At 43.5% G+C, this 18272-nt stretch carries 14 protein-coding genes; 10 read left to right on the forward strand and 4 right to left on the reverse strand.

The features are described from left to right. Window positions 1-3 precede the first annotated feature (3 nt). Entirely contained in the window at window positions 4-792 is a 789-nt protein-coding gene (locus tag GTK07_RS04665; protein ID WP_163633553.1) for a DUF1223 domain-containing protein, read from the forward strand. Here GTK07_RS04665 and GTK07_RS04670 read toward each other — a convergent pair. Further along, window positions 789-1493, reverse strand: a complete 705-nt coding sequence (locus GTK07_RS04670) for a 16S rRNA (uracil(1498)-N(3))-methyltransferase (RefSeq protein WP_163633555.1) — start codon at window positions 1491-1493, stop codon at window positions 789-791. The genes GTK07_RS04665 and GTK07_RS04670 overlap by 4 nt on opposite strands. Before the next feature lie 19 nt (window positions 1494-1512). Then, entirely contained in the window at window positions 1513-2541 is a 1029-nt protein-coding gene (gene tsaD, locus GTK07_RS04675; protein ID WP_163633557.1) for a tRNA (adenosine(37)-N6)-threonylcarbamoyltransferase complex transferase subunit TsaD, read from the reverse strand. 101 nt (window positions 2542-2642) lie between these two features. On the opposite strand from tsaD, the gene GTK07_RS04680 reads away from it, so the two are divergent. From GTK07_RS04680 to GTK07_RS04695, 4 genes are all read left to right on the forward strand, one after another. After that, a complete protein-coding gene (locus GTK07_RS04680; protein ID WP_235932438.1) occupies window positions 2643-7064 on the forward strand; it encodes a translocation/assembly module TamB domain-containing protein in 4422 nt (1473 codons plus the stop codon). A gap of 131 nt (window positions 7065-7195) precedes the next feature. Continuing rightward, window positions 7196-8182, forward strand: coding sequence for a 6-phosphofructokinase (gene pfkA, locus GTK07_RS04685; protein ID WP_163633559.1), 987 nt, complete (start codon window positions 7196-7198; stop codon window positions 8180-8182). A gap of 24 nt (window positions 8183-8206) precedes the next feature. Continuing rightward, window positions 8207-9208: a type I glyceraldehyde-3-phosphate dehydrogenase gene (gap, locus tag GTK07_RS04690; protein WP_163633561.1), complete on the forward strand. Its 1002-nt coding sequence runs from the start codon at window positions 8207-8209 to the stop codon at window positions 9206-9208. Window positions 9209-9283: 75 nt separating this feature from the next. Beyond that, window positions 9284-10135 (forward strand): N-acetylglucosamine kinase, encoded by an 852-nt coding sequence (locus tag GTK07_RS04695; protein WP_163633563.1) that lies wholly within the window; start codon window positions 9284-9286, stop codon window positions 10133-10135. On the opposite strand, the gene GTK07_RS04700 is transcribed toward GTK07_RS04695, so the two are convergent. Both GTK07_RS04700 and GTK07_RS04705 read right to left on the reverse strand, forming a co-directional pair. Beyond that, entirely contained in the window at window positions 10128-10508 is a 381-nt protein-coding gene (locus GTK07_RS04700; RefSeq protein WP_163633565.1) for a RidA family protein, read from the reverse strand. The genes GTK07_RS04695 and GTK07_RS04700 overlap by 8 nt on opposite strands. Before the next feature lie 42 nt (window positions 10509-10550). Beyond that, complete coding sequence (locus tag GTK07_RS04705) at window positions 10551-13241, reverse strand: putative LPS assembly protein LptD (protein WP_163633566.1); 2691 nt, start codon at window positions 13239-13241, stop codon at window positions 10551-10553. 130 nt (window positions 13242-13371) lie between these two features. Here GTK07_RS04705 and GTK07_RS04710 point away from each other — a divergent pair, with 130 nt between their 5' ends. The 5 genes from GTK07_RS04710 (at window position 13372) to GTK07_RS04730 (ending at window position 18230) form a co-directional block, all read left to right on the forward strand. Next, window positions 13372-14586: an N-acetylmuramoyl-L-alanine amidase family protein gene (locus tag GTK07_RS04710; RefSeq protein WP_163633569.1), complete on the forward strand. Its 1215-nt coding sequence runs from the start codon at window positions 13372-13374 to the stop codon at window positions 14584-14586. A gap of 66 nt (window positions 14587-14652) precedes the next feature. After that, on the forward strand, window positions 14653-15621 hold the full coding sequence (locus tag GTK07_RS04715) for an MlaD family protein (protein WP_163633570.1): 969 nt from the start codon (window positions 14653-14655) through the stop codon (window positions 15619-15621). After that, the gene (locus GTK07_RS04720) at window positions 15622-16950 is read left to right on the forward strand and encodes a 4Fe-4S dicluster domain-containing protein (RefSeq protein WP_163633572.1); all 1329 of its coding nucleotides are present in this window, start codon (window positions 15622-15624) and stop codon (window positions 16948-16950) included. Between the two features lie 10 nt (window positions 16951-16960). Further along, on the forward strand, window positions 16961-17746 hold the full coding sequence (locus GTK07_RS04725) for a (Fe-S)-binding protein (protein WP_163633574.1): 786 nt from the start codon (window positions 16961-16963) through the stop codon (window positions 17744-17746). Between the two features lies 1 nt (window position 17747). Next, the gene (locus GTK07_RS04730) at window positions 17748-18230 is read left to right on the forward strand and encodes an ABC transporter ATPase (RefSeq protein ID WP_163633575.1); all 483 of its coding nucleotides are present in this window, start codon (window positions 17748-17750) and stop codon (window positions 18228-18230) included. Window positions 18231-18272: the final 42 nt, after the last annotated feature.

Consider the following 18272-nt stretch of genomic DNA (forward strand, 5'->3'; position numbering starts at 1 on the left):
TTCATGATAAAAAAAATCATATTTGTCTCATCTGCTTTTTTTGTAATGTCCCTATTGGCCTTATTGAAAGCAAACCCGGCAATGGGTAATGGTGAAGATAACCATATGCCCGAAGGGCATGCTGTAGGCTCTTCATCAGTGGTATTGGAATTGTTCACCAGCCAAGGATGCTCCAGTTGCCCTTCCGCTGATGCGCTTTTGTGGAAAGTGAAACAGGAATTCCCGGACGATGTCTTTGCGTTGTCCTATCATGTGGATTATTGGGATTACATAGGTTGGAAAGATCCCTTTGCAAAGACCGAGCATACCCAGAAACAAAGGGCCTATGGAAAAAAGTTTAGGTTGAACAGCATCTATACCCCTCAAATGGTGGTCAATGGGAGGGAGCATTTTGTGGGGTCCAACCGTGCGGAACTGTATTCCAAAATTGATGCTTGCAGGGCAATTAGTGTTGTGAACACAATTAAAATAATCAATGCAGATGTAGCCAACGGAACGATAGCATTTTCGTATGATGTAATAGGGAATATTGAGCATAAATTGCTTCGGGTGGTTTTGGTGATTGATGAGCGGGTTACCCAAGTGAAAAGGGGCGAGAACAGAAACCGAACCTTAAAGAACAGTAACATAGTGGTACAGGAAAAACACGTTGAACTGAAACATTCAAGTGGGGAATCATCCATCCAAATTCCAAGTGTCGTGTCCAAGGACGATGGACTCACTTTAATACTTTTAGTGGAAACAGCAGGCCTTGATATCACTGGGGCTGCCAAAAGGGAGATTTCGCATTAACTGTTGATAACGTTTACGGTTGTGCATGCCACGATGGCCGCAGTTTCCGTGCGCAGTCTATTATTCCCCAAGGAAATGGGAATAAATCCCTTGGCCTTGGCGGCATCGATTTCATCTTTGGAAAAATCACCTTCGGGACCGATCATGATAGTAGTGTCCATATCAGCAATGACCCTTCTTTTCAATTCCATTTTCTCCCCTTCATCACAATGGGCAATGAATTTTAGACCCGTGTTTTCGAATCCCATGAACTGGCTGAAGGACATGGGAGGATTCAGCTTTGGCAGTACCGTTTGTAAGGACTGCTTCATGGCGGATTGCAACACCCGATCCATACGTTCCATTTTTACGGTTTTTCTTTCGGAGTGGTCACAGATCAGGGGAGTTATTTCATCAATTCCTATTTCTGTTGCCTTTTCGAGAAACCATTCAAACCGATCGTTCATTTTGGTAGGGGCCACGGCCATATGGAGGTTATATCTTTTGGGAACGGATTTGCGTTCAGAAATAATCTGAACTTTGCATCTTTTTTGATCGGGCACCAATATTTCAGCTTCGAACAAGTATCCTTTGCCATTGGTGACATGCACAATATCCCCTTCAGATTTGCGCAGGACCCTAGCTATATGTTTGCTTTCCTCAGGTGGAAACACAAATTGTTTGATACTGCTGTCCAGCGAAGGATGGTAGAAAAGTTGCATGGTTTCTGGTTTTGGTCGGTTAGCTGCCGATAGCATAGCGGGCCTTGGCCGCCACACTTTGGTCGGTAAACTTCCCTTTTTCGAACTTAAGATAGCCAACAATTCCGATCATGGCGGCATTATCGGTACAATACTCAAATTTTGGAATATAGGTTTTCCAGCCCAAGGTTTCCTCTGCCTCCTTTAACCTGGCCCGGATTCCGGAGTTGGCGGCAACACCGCCACCAATGGCAACTTGGGTGATGCCGGTTTGATCCACGGCCAATTGAAGTTTTTCCATCAAAATATCTAAAATGGTATGTTGTACCGAGGCACAGATATCGTTGATGTTTTCTTCCACAAATTTGGGGTTCTTCTGGGTTTCCCGCTGCAAAAAGTAAAGAATGCTGGTCTTTAGTCCGCTAAAGCTGAAATTGAGTCCATCCACCTTTGGTTTTGGAAAATCGTAAGCATTGGGGGTTCCCAATTTGGCATATTTGTCCACCAAAGGACCACCGGGGTATGGCAGCCCCATTAATTTGGCACTCTTATCAAAAGCCTCGCCTACGGCATCGTCCAAGGTCTCCCCTAAAACTTCCATGGTAAAGTAATCCGTTACTTTTACGATCTGTGTATGTCCACCACTTATGGTCATGGCCAAAAACGGAAAGGTGGGTTTGGATCGCTCTTCATCCTTAATAAAATGAGCCAAAATGTGAGCTTCCATGTGGTTGACCTCGATCAAGGGAATGTCAAGACCCAATGCCAGAGACTTGGCAAATGAGGTGCCGACAAGTAAAGAGCCCATAAGTCCTGGACCTCTTGTAAAGGCTATGGCAGATAGTTCTTTTTTATCGATATTTGCTTTGGCCAAGGCCTGGTGCACCACGGGAACAATGTTTTGTTGATGTGCCCTAGAAGCCAACTCTGGGACAACACCTCCATATTGCTTGTGGATTTCTTGCGTAGCCACTACATTGCTCAGTACATTTGTATTGCAAAGTACGGCAGCCGAAGTGTCATCGCAGGATGATTCTATCGCAAGAATATATTTTTTTGTGTCGGTCACTGGTTTTGGAACAAAAATTGGACATCAAAGGTAAAACATAAAGCCCTATCAAAAAACTTCGTAAAATACTATTACGTATCCTACTGGCTATTTTGCTGTTCATGGTGTTGGGCTCGCTGGTACTTTCCATGCCGGTAGTGCAGACGAAGTTGGCCAAATATGCCATGGATTCCATCAATGAGGAGTTTGGGACCAATATCCAGATAGACCGCGTAAGTCTCTCTCTTTTTAACTTGAATACTGGCGTAAAAGGCATTTATGTTGAAGACTACAAAAAAGACACCCTTTTCTATATTGACAAGTTGACCACCTCCATTTTAAACCTGCGCAATATGGCCAACAACAAAATGGAATTTGGGGATATTGAGGTGGATGGCCTCACCTTCAACCTGAGAACTTACGAAGGGGAAACAGATACTAACCTAGATGTTTTTGTGGATAAACTGGATGATGGAAAACCTAGAGATCCCGGAACCCCTCCTTTTTTCCTCTCTTCCGATGAAATAGAGATCAACAACGGTAAATTCCGGTTGATCGATGATAACTTGGAAAAACCAAAGACCTTGGATTTCAACGATGTGAAGATCACGGCGACCGATTTCCAGATTTTAGGACCTGAGGTTACCACCCGCATAGAGGATTTATCCATGTTGGCCCGAAGGGGTGTCCTATTGAAAAAATTGGCGGCGGATTTCAAGTATACCAAAGAAGAAATGCGGTTTGATTCCCTGCTCATCGATACCGAGCAATCCGAACTTAAAGGAAAATTGGTGTTCACTTACGATCGTGAGGATTTTGCCCAGTTTTTGGACCGCGTACAATTGAATGCCGATTTTACAGAATCAACCGTGGCACTGAATGAGGTGAATACGTTCTACAACGAATTTGGCCAGGATAAAGTGGTCACTTTTACTGGAAGTTTCAGTGGGGTGCTCAACCAGATCAAAGTGAAAGACTTATTTCTATATACTGACAATACGGGCATCCGTGGCGATTTTGAGTTCGATAACATGTTCAGCGGGCAGGCACCTTTTGTGTTACGCGGCGATATTGACAACCTAACATCGAGTTACTACCAGTTGAGGGGAATATTACCCAAGATTTTGGGTGAGAACATCCCGGAATCGGTACAAAAGCTGGGGCAATTTACTGTCAGGGGAGAGGTGGAAGTAACCGAAACCTCAATCGATGCCACGGTGAATTTGAACACCGCGGTAGGGGATAGTTATGTGGATCTACAGATGACCAACATCCAGACCATCGATGATGCTTCCTATATCGGTTTTATTTCTTTGATGGATTTTGATCTTGGACATTTCATCAGCAACGATCAGTTGGGCCGTACCTCTTTGGATATGAACGTAGAAGGAAAGGGATTTGTGGCAGAAAGCCTTAACACCGAGGTACGTGGGGAAATCTACAAGTTGGAATACAACAACTACGAATACAACAAAATCAATGTTTCGGGTATTTTGAAGGATCAACTGTTCGATGGGATTTTGTTGTGTAATGATGATAATTTCAGGTTCGACTTTAAGGGTCTTGCCGATTTTGGTGGTCGTGAGAACAAATTCAACTTTATTGCCGCGGTAGATTATGCCGATTTGAAGAAACTGAACTTTATTGACGACAGTATCAGCATCTTCAAGGGACACATCAACATGGATATTGAAGGGGACAACTTGGATAACATGGTCGGGCAGATGAATTTCACGAACACTACCTATCAAAATGCCAACGACACCTATTTCTTTGAGGATTTTACGGTGAACTCCTCTTATGAAAAGGATACCGTCCGTACCATTGAAATCAATTCCCCCGACATTATTACAGGGTACATGCGAGGCCAGTTTAAGGTGAATGAATTGGGTCGATTGGTCCAAAACTCCATTGGTAGTATTTATACCAACTATAAACCTTTTGAAATTTCGGATGGACAGTATTTGGATTTCAATTTTAAGATCTACAATAAGATCGTTGACGTGTTCTTTCCGGAAGTTTTTTTTGATGCCAATACCTTCATCAGGGGGAGTATAGTGGCAGATGAAGGGGACTTCAAACTTACCTTCAAATCGCCAAGTATAGAGGCATTTGGCAATACTTTTGGCAATATTGAGGTGAAGATCGATAACAAGAATCCGCTTTTCAACACCTTCGTATCCGTGGAAGATCTTTCCACTGCGTATTACGATATCAAGGATTTTAGTTTGATCAACACCACCCTTAAGGATACACTGTTCTTTAGAACAGAATTTAAGGGAGGAAGTCAATACAATGATAGTTATAACCTGAACTTCTACCATACTTTCAACGAGAACAACAAATCCGTGATCGGACTCAAAAAATCTGACGTCAGTTTTAAGGGAAATACGTGGGTGTTGAACCGTGACGGCAACAGTAAGAACAAAGTGATTTTCAACAGTGCCCTGGACAGTATCAAAATTGAGGATCTGGTCATGGACAACAACAATGATGAACAGATCCGTTTGCGTGGAGAAATTGCAGATTCCACATACAAGGATTTGGACCTTCAGTTTAAATTAGTGTCTTTGAATAAAATCACCCCGGCCATCGATAGCCTGAAATTGAACGGGGCCGTGGATGGTTTCCTCAATATTTTGCAAAAGGATGGAAAGTATTTGCCAACCTCCAGCTTAAAAATTGATGACTTTAGTGTCAATGACATGCATTTGGGGGATTTGGAAATAGGGATTTTTGGGAACAATGACCTCACGGAATTTGGGGTAAGCACTTGGCTGAACGACAACGGCAAGGAAAAATTAAGCGTCAATGGAAAGGTGACCAATTACAATAATAAACAGGAACTCAATTTATCGGCCGACTTTACCGATTTTGCACTGGAACCCTTCAGTCCGTTAGGGGATGGGGTCATATCCAACATCAGGGGAAAAGTAAACGGCAGTGCACAAATTACTGGGCCAGCAACCAATCCGTCCATCAACGGGGAACTGACCTTGAACGATGCCGGTATTGGGATTCCCTATCTGAATGTGGATTACGACTTTGCCCCATTTTCACGTGTTCGGCTCTTTGACCAAACCTTTTATTTTGAAAAAGTTGGGTTGTCCGATGTGGTGGAGGGAACAAAAGCCACCCTTGATGGTACCATTAGCCATACCGAATTCTCCAATTGGTACCTAGGCTTGGATGTGGACACCAATAATGATCGGTTTATGATACTGAACACCGAATATGATGAGGAATCTCTCTATTATGGCACTGGCTTTATCAACGGAACAGGAAGCATTTATGGTCCCACGGATGCTTTGACCATAGCTGTGGATGCATCTACGGCAAGGGGTACCTCGCTCAAAATACCATTGAGCGATGTAACCAGTGTGGGTGACTATTCCTTTATCAATTTCATCGATAAGAACCAGACCAATTCCTTTGAGGAAGAAAGGGTCTTGGAAGAATATCAAGGTCTTGAAATGAGATTCGATTTGACTATAACTCCTGAAGCCGAAGTGGAAATTGTGGTGGATAGGGCTTCTGGAAGTTCCTTAAAAGGTACCGGGGAAGGTATCTTGCTGATCGAGATCAACACCAATGGCAAGTTCAACATGTATGGGGAATTCGTTGCAGTGACAGGTGAGTACAATTTTAAATATGGTGGGATCATTGATAAGAAATTCAAGGTGCGCCCCGGGGGGACTATTCTTTGGGAGCGTGATCCTTTGGCCGCCCAGTTGAATTTGGAAGCGGTGTATGCCCTCAATGCCAATCCGGCCCCGTTATTGGACAATGCCGGGTACACGGGTAGGATCGCTACCGAGGTGGTCGTCCGTTTGGATGGTGAGCTGGAAAGGCCCAATGTGAATTTTGACATAGATTTCCCGGGCACCAATTCCGTGGTACAATCGGAACTTCAATATAGATTGCAGGATCCCACGGTCAAGGAGCGTAATGCGTTTTTCCTTTTGGCCCAGGGAACTTTCGTAAATGCCCAAACAGGAATCAACCAACAAGCGGTTACTGGGAATTTGATACAGACCGCCTCAGGTTTGCTCAACTCCATTTTGGGAAATAACAATGGTAAATTCAATCTTGGGGTTTCCTATGAACAAGGTTTATTGGATCCAAATGCCGACACCCGAACCGAAAATAGGATCGGGGTGACAGTTTCCACACAAATTTCCGACAAAATCCTTGTGAACGGCAGGGTCGGGGTTCCGGTTGGCGGAGTTTCCGAGACCGTGGTGGCCGGTGATGTGGAAGTTCAGGTGTTGTTGAACGATCAAGGAACCTTGAGTGCAAAGATTTTTAATAGGGAAAACCAAATACAACAGTTTTTGTTTGAACGACAAGGCTACACCCAAGGCGTGGGACTTTCTTACCAAGTGGATTTTGATAGCTTTCGGGAACTGATGCAGAAGGTCTTCCAAAAAAAGGAAAAGAAACAACAACCTGCCCCCCAAAGACCTACATCGGAAGTGATGGGCAAGGATAGCCTGATCCGGTTTTCCCAAAAGGCGGATAATATCCCAAAAAGCCCAAGATAAATTTATATTTTTAAACGTTTTTCATCTAAAATTTTACGAAAACGTTTGAGGAATCCATTGAAATTAAATAAATTATTAAGCCATTCATAATTTCAATAAAGTTTCCTAGTTTTGACCTCTTAAAATTTTTAATGGCTTCAGAAATCAAGAAAATTGCCGTCTTCACATCAGGTGGGGACTCACCCGGAATGAATGCGGCCATACGCTCAGTGGTACGAACCTGTGCGTATTTGGGAAAGGAGTGCGTGGGCATCTACAGAGGATATCAAGGAATGATCGAAGGGGATTTTAAGCCCATGGATGCACGAAGTGTAAACAATATCATCAACAAAGGGGGTACTATATTGAAATCGGCCCGCTGTGAGGAATTTAGGACTCCGGAGGGAAGAAAAAAGGCCCATGAACAGTTGATGAAAGAAGGAATAGATGCCTTTGTGGTCATTGGTGGTAACGGAAGTTTCACAGGTGCCCTCAAGTTCACGGAGGAATTTGGTTTTCCAGTGATCGGAATTCCGGGTACCATAGACAATGATATCCTGGGTTCTTCTTATACCATTGGATTTGATACGGCCATCAACACCGTAGTTGAGGTAATCGATAAGATAAGGGATACAGCAAGTTCCCACAACCGTTTGTTCTTTGTGGAAGTAATGGGTCGTGATGTGGGCCATATTGCATTGAACGCAGGTGTAGGGGCCGGCGCGGAGGAAATTTTGATCCCTGAGCAGAACCTTGGGCTTGAAAGGTTGCTGGAATCCCTCAAACGTAGTAAGGCCTCCGGTAAATCATCGAGCATAGTGATCGTTGCGGAGGGTGATAAGATTGGGAAGAACGTGTTCCAATTGAAGGAATATGTGGAAGAACATCTCCCTATTTATGATGTGCGTGTTTCCGTTTTGGGACACATGCAACGTGGAGGTAACCCAACTTGTTTTGATAGGGTTTTAGCCAGTAGGATGGGAGTAAAAGCCGTGGAGAGCCTTTTGGAAGGCAAATCGAACCTGATGGTAGGTATCCGAGACACTAAAATGGTATTGACGCCCTTGGCGGACGCCATCAAGTCCCATACGGAAGTAGACGAAGAACTCATCAGAGTTTCCGATATAATGACAACTTAATGTAAACACTTTAAAAAAGTAAAAATGTCAAATTTGAAAATAGGAATCAACGGATTCGGTAGAATTGGAAGGTTGGTCTTTAGGGCAACCGTTAAAAGAGGAGATGTAGATGTTGTGGCCATCAACGATTTGTTGGATGTAGACCATCTTGCCTACTTGTTGAAGTACGATTCGGTACATGGTTTGTTCGATGGTACCGTAGAAGTAAAGGATGGCCATTTGGTCGTTAATGGAAAGACAATCAGGATTACTGCCGAGCGTGACCCCAAAAATTTGAAGTGGGACGAAGTTGGTGCTGAGATCGTTGCCGAGTGTACCGGTATCTTCACTACCTTGGATATGGCCCAATCTCACATTGATGGTGGTGCCAAAAAAGTGGTGATTTCAGCTCCTTCCAAAGATGCACCTATGTTCGTAATGGGTGTAAACCACAAAGAAGTAAAGCCAACTGATACCATTATTTCCAACGCTTCCTGTACAACAAACTGTTTGGCGCCAATCGCCAAAGTACTTAACGATGAGTTCGGTATTGAAGAAGCTTTGATGACTACGGTACACGCTACCACTGCTACCCAGTTGACAGTGGATGGTCCTTCAAGAAAAGACTTTAGGGGAGGTAGAAGTGCCCTGTTGAACATTATCCCGGCTGCTACCGGTGCCGCTAAAGCGGTGACCAAAGTAATCCCTGCATTGGAAGGGAAACTTACCGGTATGGCCTTCAGGGTGCCTACTGCGGATGTTTCTGTGGTAGATCTTACCGTTAAATTGAAAAAAGAAACTTCTTATGAAGGCATCAAGCAGGCCATGAAAAAAGCTTCTGAAGGCGAATTGGCAGGTGTTTTGGGTTATACTGACGAATTGGTGGTGTCCCAAGATTTTGTTGGAGACGTAAGAACTTCCATTTTTGATGCCGATGCAGGTATCGAGTTGAACTCAACGTTCTTCAAGGTGGTGTCTTGGTACGACAACGAAACCGGATATTCCAACAAATTGGTAGAGTTGGCGTTGCACGCAGCTAGCCTATAATTTAGTATCTTACACTATAGTTTTGGGAAGGGAGAAATCTCTCTTCCCAAAATTTCAACCTAAAATTTTTGACGTATGATTTTGATCGTGGATAGTGGTGCCACTAAATCCGATTGGATAGCCCTTGATGATAAAGGAGAGCAATTGTTCTTGACCCAAACCTTAGGGTTAAGTCCTGAAGTGTTGACCCGTGAGGTTATTGAAGACCGTTTGGCCAATAATTTTGAACTTTCCAAAAATAGGACAGAAGTACGTCAATTGTTTTTCTACGGCGCCGGTTGTGGTACGGATAGAATGAAAAATTTCCTGAAAGCCATTTTCAAGGATTTCTTTCCCAATGCCAAAACCGAAGTTAGGGAAGATACCTATGCCGCCATTTATGCCACCACCAAAATTGGTAGACAAGGTATTGTCTGCATTTTAGGGACGGGTTCCAATTGTAGCTATTATGATGGCCACCAACTTATCCAAAAAGTTACCTCTTTAGGATACATTTTGATGGACGATGGCAGTGGCAACTTCTTCGGACGTAAATTGCTTCGGGATTATTACTTCCACAAAATGCCACAGGATTTGGGTATCAAGTTTGCTAAGGAATACGATTTGGATGCGGACGTGATCAAGGAACATCTGTACAAGCAGCCCAACCCCAATACCTATCTGGCAACCTTTGCCCGTTTTATCATTGAAAACAAAGAGCATCCTTATTGTAAAGGAGTGATAGAAAAGGGATTACAGCAGTTTGTGAACAACTACATCATGCAGTTTGAACTGGCCACAAAAGTACCTATAAGCTTTGTTGGAAGTATTGCCCATTTTCTTCAAGACGAACTTGAAGCCTGTTTGGAGCGCAATGATTTGATTCTCGGCGTTATTCGAAGAAGACCTATTGAAGGTCTAGTGGAATTCCACAAAGAGACTATTTAACGGCAATCATCGAAATCTCCACATTCACAAATTTGGGGAGATTGGCAACTTCCACAGTTTCCCTGGCAGGAGCAGTATCCGCATTAAAGTAGGTGCCATATACCTCGTTGATTTGGGCAAACTGGTGCATATCTTTTATGAAGATAGTCGATTTCACTACGTGCTCAAAGGTCATTCCGGCCTCTTCCAAAACAGCTTTCAAGTTTTCCATGGATTGCTTGGTTTCCATTTTGATGTCTCCCTGAACCAATTCACCAGTTGCCGGGTCAATGGGAATTTGCCCTGAAATATATAGGGTATCCTTGATCAAAGTTGCTTGGTTATAAGGTCCTATTGGAGCGGGGGCTTTTGTGGTATTGATAATTTTTTTCATGGTACTGGTTTCTATATTACGAGGTGAAAATATTCAAAAACATTATCGGTTTCTATAGGGCTGACTACGATTTTCCCATTTAAGATCGCTAAGGATGGAACTGCTGATCCCTATGAAAAAGTACCAACGTTCGTACCTTCCAAAGGGGGTCCAGTCAAAGCTCATTTTAAAACTTCCCAATTCACGTTTAAAGGCAAATCGGGTATCGGCAAACCCTTTGTTCTTCAAATCGTAGCCAGAGTTAAAACCCACTTCCCATTTGGGCGACAACTGAATATTCCCAGAAAACATAAGGGAGTGGTTGGTGATTTCGCCCTGCCTATTACTGTTGTTGTATGTGGCTACGTAGGTAAAACGGGCATCCCAAGGCAATTTGTTATTGTATAGGGGTATCTCCTCATTATCAGACTCTCCTTCCTTGCCAAAATGTCGGTCCCCGGTCTGTGCGCCTTCCAATTCAAATGGGTTTGACCCATAATCGGTATTCTGCTGTCTGTTCTTATCGTCTTTCTTTTTGGCCCCTCCTTTTTGGAGCATTTCACTGTTAAGGGAAAACCCAGTGTTCAATCGGGCCGAAGTCAATCGGGCCAAACCACCACCATTGTTCAGATTCAGGGTATTGATCCTTCGTCCACTGTTATCAATGGCATAAGGGTCAAAGGTGGCCGCAAAGTTAATGGGTACGTTTTTGATGATTTCAGTAGCACCACTTAAACTCACGGGGCTCAATTTAAGTGAATCCGCTTCAAAATTATAGCTCGCCGAAAGGGTCAAGTTGCTGAGGATACTGATCTTCTTGGGCTCTGTAGCGGTAGAGTCCTTATCACGAACCTTTGCCTCCAAGGTATTTTGTAAGGAGAAACTAACAGAACTTCCCTTGCTTAACGAAGGAGTCCCATAAAGACTGGTTTGAAATGGAGTGTACTGCACTTCATCGCCATCCCCATCAATATAAGTATCATAAAATTGCTCAAAAGAAGGTGCATAACTATAGCTGATGGAAGGGCGCATAACGTGGCGCAAGGCTTGGATTTTTTTGTCCTCACCAAAATTCCATGTTCCGTAAAGAGTGGTACCGATGCTCGTTCCCAAACTGTATCGGTTAAAACGATCAAATCCAGGTATGGTATCCGTGACTACGGCTTCTTCAACAGCATCATATTGTCTTCGAATGGTTTCCAAGGTCCAAATATCCTCATAGGTGCCACTTAGGCTTACACTAAAATATTTGGCCACTTTAAAGTTGGTGGCGATGGGCAAGCGATGGCGGGCGCCGATCTTGGCTTCATCGAACATTTTACTGGTAAAGAAATCTTCTTCCGTAGTGGTTATGCTATTTTGGGCATTCACATCGTACTGAAAGTTGATGTTCTCAAAAATGCCCTTTTTCACTTCGTCCCTTTTTACGAAGGGGTAGATACGTTCCATGCTCGCCTGAAATGTGGGCAGGGACATATTGATTGTTTGGGTCCTGGAATTCTGGGTATGGCTGAGGGTTAAACTTGCATTAACGGAGGGATATTCCGGAAAAGTCTTGGAATAGCTAATGGACGAAGCAAAGGTGTTCGTTTGCGAGTTGTTCCGGTTGACCTGGTTTAGTGAATTGGTGTAATATTGGCTACTCCCCAAGTTTACCGATGCAGAAAACCTTGAATTGGGACTGGCTTTGGTGTCCTGGGTATGTGATATCCGGATGTTGTAATTGCTGGATCGGCTATAATCATCAAAACCTTTTTGGCTTTGGATCAAATTCTCATAACTGATCCTGATGTTCCCCTTGAACTTGTACCTTTGGGTATAAACCGATTGCCCTATGAATCCGTAACTGCCATTGGTGTAGTAATCACCGGTAACACTTAAATCCACATAATCGCTGATGGGAAGATAATATCCGCCGTTCTGGATAAAATAACCTCTGTTGGGGTCATTACCAAAGGTAGGAAAAAGGAGTCCGGGCGCCCTTCCTTGTGTTAACGGGAAATAGGCAAAGGGTAGGGCAACTGGTGTGGGGACATCTACAATGTACATATTGCTAAAACCGGCAATGATCTTTTTCTTGGGTACAAACTTCGCTTTCCTCACCCGAATGTAATAATCGGGATCCACGGTATCCTTGGACGTGGTGAGTTTGCCCTCCCTCAAAAAGTAAACGGAGTCATTCTCCTTTTTAGTCACTTGGGCATAGACTTTCATGGCATCACTGCCCAACTGACCCAATCCAGCTTGCTGCTCGGTCCTGGAGTTCCAGATCAGTGCCTTTTGGGTGTCAAAATTAAAACGGATGGAGTCGGGCCGAACCTCATTATCCCCTTGTTTAAAAAATGGTACTTGGGAATAGTTTCCCAAGCTATCTTTCATGCGCCCGGCATAAACCTCATTTTTAACGTAATCCATCACAATGACACCCGCTTTTAGTTCCGTGTCCTGGTAATAGATTTCAGCTTCGTCATGAAGGTAGATTTTGTTCTCCTTCTGACTCATTTTAACATAATCCTTCGCCTTGTATTTGATCTTGTCCAGCAGCAAGGGCTGCTTTTTGGGTACCGTATCTACATCAACGGTATCTATCGCCTTGGTTTTATCGAAAATATTTGTGGTAAGTATAGGGGCCTGTATGGTGTCCTTAACGGCCTTTATGGGCAAAGGTGTAATCTGGTCTTCCTGAGCGCTTAAGGTAGCATTGCCACATAGAAGAACAAATAGGAAAACTAGAAAATGTTTATTTGGTTGCAACGTGATAAATCCTATTTTTGTGCTAGTTTGGCCCAGTTTTTGGCCTCAAACTTACATATATTTTTTGGTCTACTTATGGGAGATTACCATATTTTTAACCAACACGGAGCACTATAATCAAGCAGTTCTTATGAATAAAAGTCGGTCAGCATTTTTAGTTTTTCTTCTCTTTGTCCTTCCGTTGACATCTTTTACCAATAATGAAACTAGGGTGCCACCGAAGGATAAATTTGTTGTAGTGTTAGATGCAGGACACGGTGGACATGATCCTGGAAACCTTGGAAATGGCTATCTGGAAAAGGACATTGCATTGGCCATTGTGTTAAAAGCTGGCGAGGAATTGGCAAAGGACCCGAACATAAAGGTAGTGTATACAAGGGATGATGACACTTTTGTGGACTTGTTCGTTCGAGGACAGATTGCCAACCAGGCCAATGCGGACCTCTTTGTTTCCGTGCATTGTGATTCCCATAACTCAGATGCCAGTGGGGCAGGCACCTTTGTGCTTGGTTTGCATGCCAACCGACAAAACTTTGAGGTTGCCAAAAAGGAAAACTCCGTAATTTATTTGGAAGATGATTATGCCACCCGATATGCTGAGTACGACATCAATTCGCCTGAATCCATTATTGGATTGACCATTATGCAGGAAGAATTTTTGGAACAAAGTATCCACTTGGGGAAAAAACTGCAGGACAATTTCACCTCAAGACTGAATAGAAAGGACAGAAAGGTAAAGCAGGCCGGATTCATTGTATTGCACCAAACCTTTATGCCCAGTGTGTTGATCGAAACAGGATTCTTGACCAATAAAAGTGAGGGAAGTTATCTGAATTCAAAAAAGGGGCAGCAAGAAATGGGTAAGGCCATTGCTGATGCCATACTTTCCTATAAAGAAGAAATTGGAACAGGAGTTGTTACCACGCCATCTTCCCAACGAGTGGAAAACACGGAAGTTACAGTGAACCTTCCGGAAGAAACCAAAAAGGAGATTAAAAAGGAAGAAGCCCCAATCAAAGAGGAACCAAAAACCGTTCCGGTCAAGGAAGGACCCAAGGTTGTGAAAGAAGAAGTCACCCCGCCCACTAGTGCCGGAATTGAATATAAGGTGCAGATTATGGCAAGTGCCAAAAACATTCCGTTAAAGAGTGAAAACTTCAATGGATTGGACCAAATGACCAAAGAGCCTTATAAAAATCTGTTCCGATATATGTATGGTAATGCCAATACATATGAAGAGGCCAAAAAGCTAAAGGCCAATGCAGATGCCAAAGGCTACACCACATCTTATATCGTTGCCTATAAAAAAGGAAACAGGGTGCCATTGACGGATGCTTTGAAGTAGCCGTCGAATGAATGGTCTCCTTGTAAAAAATATTCCTAATTTTGTTTAAACTGTAAACCGAATCTTTTGAAACTATCCAGGGAAATCAAGACCGGGATTATTGTAGTCGCAGGAATCGTGGCCTTTATCTTTGGGCTTAGCTACTTAAAATCCTCCCCACTTTTCGATAATAACAAAACGTTCTATGCCGTGTACGACAATGTTGGGGGGCTGCAACCCGGCACCCAAGTGTCCATAAACGGATATAATGTTGGGAATGTCACCAGTATCAAATTTAAGGATGGCTCCGGAAAATTACTGGTAACCCTATCCGTTAGCAATGAATTTCAATTTTCAGAAAACAGTGTGGCAGAATTGTTCGACACTGGGATCATTGGTGGAAAAGGAGTGCAGATCGTACCTGTTTTTGATAATGCATCGATGGCCAAATCTGGAGATACCCTGCAATCCAAAATTAAACCGGGCATTACCGAACTGGTTCAACAAAAATTGACCCCATTGCAAATGAAGGTAGAAGGTGCGGTATCCAATGCCGATTCATTATTGATGAATGTGAACCAAATACTTGACGATCCTACCAAAAAGCAGCTTCAGGAAACCATAGTTTCGTTGAACGCGTTGGTAAAATCCTTTAAAGGAAGCGCCGATAACTTAAACGTGTTGCTGGCCAACAACAAAATGCAATTGGATTCTTCTTTGAAAAACGTGAGCCATATCACCTCAAATTTCTCCAAACTTTCTGACTCATTGGTCAATGCGGATTTGGGAGGTACCCTTGCCGAGTTCCAAGGTACGGTTAGCAAGCTCAATGGCATTTTGGCAAAAATAGAAGAAGGAGAAGGCTCTTTGGGCAAATTGCATAAAGACGATGCCCTGTACGATAATTTGGCGGCCGCATCAAGGGAGTTGGATCTGTTGTTACAGGATTTCAGACTTAATCCAAAACGCTACGTGAATGTTTCCGTTTTTGGTAAAAAACAGAAGGAATATACCCTTCCTGAAAACGATCCGGCAGAACAAAAAGAGAATCAATAGATGGAATACTTACCCAACATATTGTTTGCCATTGCCCTGTTGGTAGGGGTGGGTTTCTTTACGCACAATGTGAAAAAGCTCTCTAGGAACATCAAATTGGGGAAAGATGTGGATGTGAGCGACAACAAGCCCCAGCGTTGGAAAAATATGGTGCAGATTGCGTTGGGACAGAGCAAAATGGTGGTGCGACCAGTGGCAGGGATCATGCACATTTTTGTTTATGTGGGATTCATCATCATTAACATTGAGGTACTTGAAATCATCCTTGATGGTTTGTTGGGTACCCATAGACTGTTTTCTTCTTTGGGTTTGGTATATAATTTCTTGATAGGCTCGTTTGAAATTTTGGCCTTCTTGGTCATTGTGGCCGTTGTGGTATTCTGGATTCGCAGGAATATTATCCGATTGCAACGTTTCATCAAACCGGAAATGAAGGGATGGCCCAAAAAGGACGGTAACCTGATTTTGTACATCGAATTCGTGTTGATGACGCTCTTTTTGACCATGAACGCGGCAGATTTCCAATTGCAGCAATTGGGAGTAGGGCACTATTTGGAAGCGGGTGCTTTCCCCATCAGTCAATATTTGGTGCCTTTATGGAGCAGATTGTCAGAGTCTAGTTTGATTTTGGTGGAACGTACAGCTTGGTGGTTACACATCTTGGGCATCTTGGCCTTTTTGAACTATTTGTACTTTTCCAAACACCTTCATATTCTTTTGGCGTTCCCAAACACCTACTATGGTAAGGTAAAACCCAAAGGACAACTCAACAATCTGCAATCGGTGACCAATGAGGTCAAATTGATGATGGACCCCAATGCCGACCCCTTTGCCGCACCAACTACCACAGATGCCGCAGCGGTACCCGAGAAATTTGGGGCCTCGGACGTGATGGATTTGAACTGGGTCCAACTATTGAATGCCTATACCTGTACAGAATGCGGTAGATGTACCTCGGAGTGTCCTGCCAACCAGACAGGGAAGAAATTATCCCCCAGAAAGATCATGATGGATACCCGTGATCGTCTGGAGGAAGTAGGCAAGAACATGGATGCCAACAAAGGAGAGTTTGTTCCGGATGGCAAACAATTGTTGGACGATTATATCAGCAGGGAAGAGCTTTGGGCGTGTACCACATGCAATGCTTGTGTACAGGCATGCCCCGTGAGTATCGATCCCCTGTCCATCATTGTGGAGATGAGGAGATACTTGGTTATGGAGCAGTCCGCTGCACCTATGGAGTTGAACAATATGATGTCCAACATAGAAAATAACGGTGCTCCTTGGCCATACAACCAAATGGACCGATTAAACTGGGTAAACGAATAAATCTAGCATTATGGGTGATCAATTGAGGGTGAAAACCATGCAGCAGTTTATGGCGGAAGGCAAGCAGCCGGAAATTTTGTTTTGGGTAGGCTCGGCCGGAAGTTATGATGATAGGGCCAAGAAAATATCCAGGGCGTTCGTGAAGCTGTTGAACAAAGCCAATGTTGATTTTGCCGTTTTGGGTCAGGAAGAGAGTTCTACGGGTGATGTGGCCAAAAGGGCGGGCAACGAGTTTTTGTTCCAAATGCAGGCCATGATGAACATTGAACTGTTGAATGGATATGAAGTGAAAAGGATCGTGACCTGCGACCCCCATTCCTTCAATACCCTAAAAAATGAATACCCAAGTTTGGGAGGCATTTATGACGTAGTCCACCATACCCAATACCTAAAAGAACTCTTGGATCAAGGTCGCTTGACCTTACAAGGGGAAACCTACAAAGGCAAACGTGTCACCTTTCACGATCCCTGTTATTTGGGTCGAGCTAATGCAGTGTATGAGGCGCCAAGGGAAGTGCTTGCAAAGACCAATGCCGATTTGGTAGAAATGAAACGCCATAAAACAACTGCTTTGTGCTGTGGTGCAGGCGGGGCACAAATGTTCAAGGAGCCCGAAAAAGGGGATATGGACATCAATGTATTACGTACCAAGGATGCCTTGGAAACCAACCCCGATATTATTGCAACAGGATGTCCCTATTGCAATACCATGATGACGGACGGCATCAAGGCGCATGAAAAAGAAGATAGTGTCGCCGTTTTGGATGTGGCCGAACTTTTAGCAAACTCAATTTGATATGTTGGTAACATTTAATGAATTGCCCGATCATTCCCGGATTTGGATCTATCAATCCAACAGAAGCTTCACGGAAGCCGAATTGCGCAACATAGAAGAAAGCCTATCGGAGTTTCTAAAGCAATGGACCGCTCATGGCAGTGATTTGCATGCGGGATTTGAGATCAAATACAACAGGTTTATTGTCATTGGATTGGATCAGACCAATGCCAGTGCCTCGGGTTGTTCCATTGATGCATCCGTTCATTTTATACAGACTTTGGAACAACAATTTCAGGTGGAACTTATGGACCGTATGAATGTATCCTTTAAACAAGGGGAATACGTTGCATATAAACCGTTAACAGATTTCAAGAAAATGGCCAAGGACAAGGCTGTCTCCGCGAACACTATCGTTTTTAATAATTTGGTGGCCACCAAACAGGAATATCTCGAAAATTGGGAAGTGCCCGCCAGTGAAAGTTGGCATTCCAGATTTGTTTAAGGAGTTCTTAAATTATCATAATTTCTGTGCATTCCTCGACCA

The sequence above is a fragment of the Flagellimonas sediminis genome, assembly GCF_010500845.1.
GTDB classification, from domain to species: Bacteria; Bacteroidota; Bacteroidia; order Flavobacteriales; family Flavobacteriaceae; genus Flagellimonas; species Flagellimonas sediminis.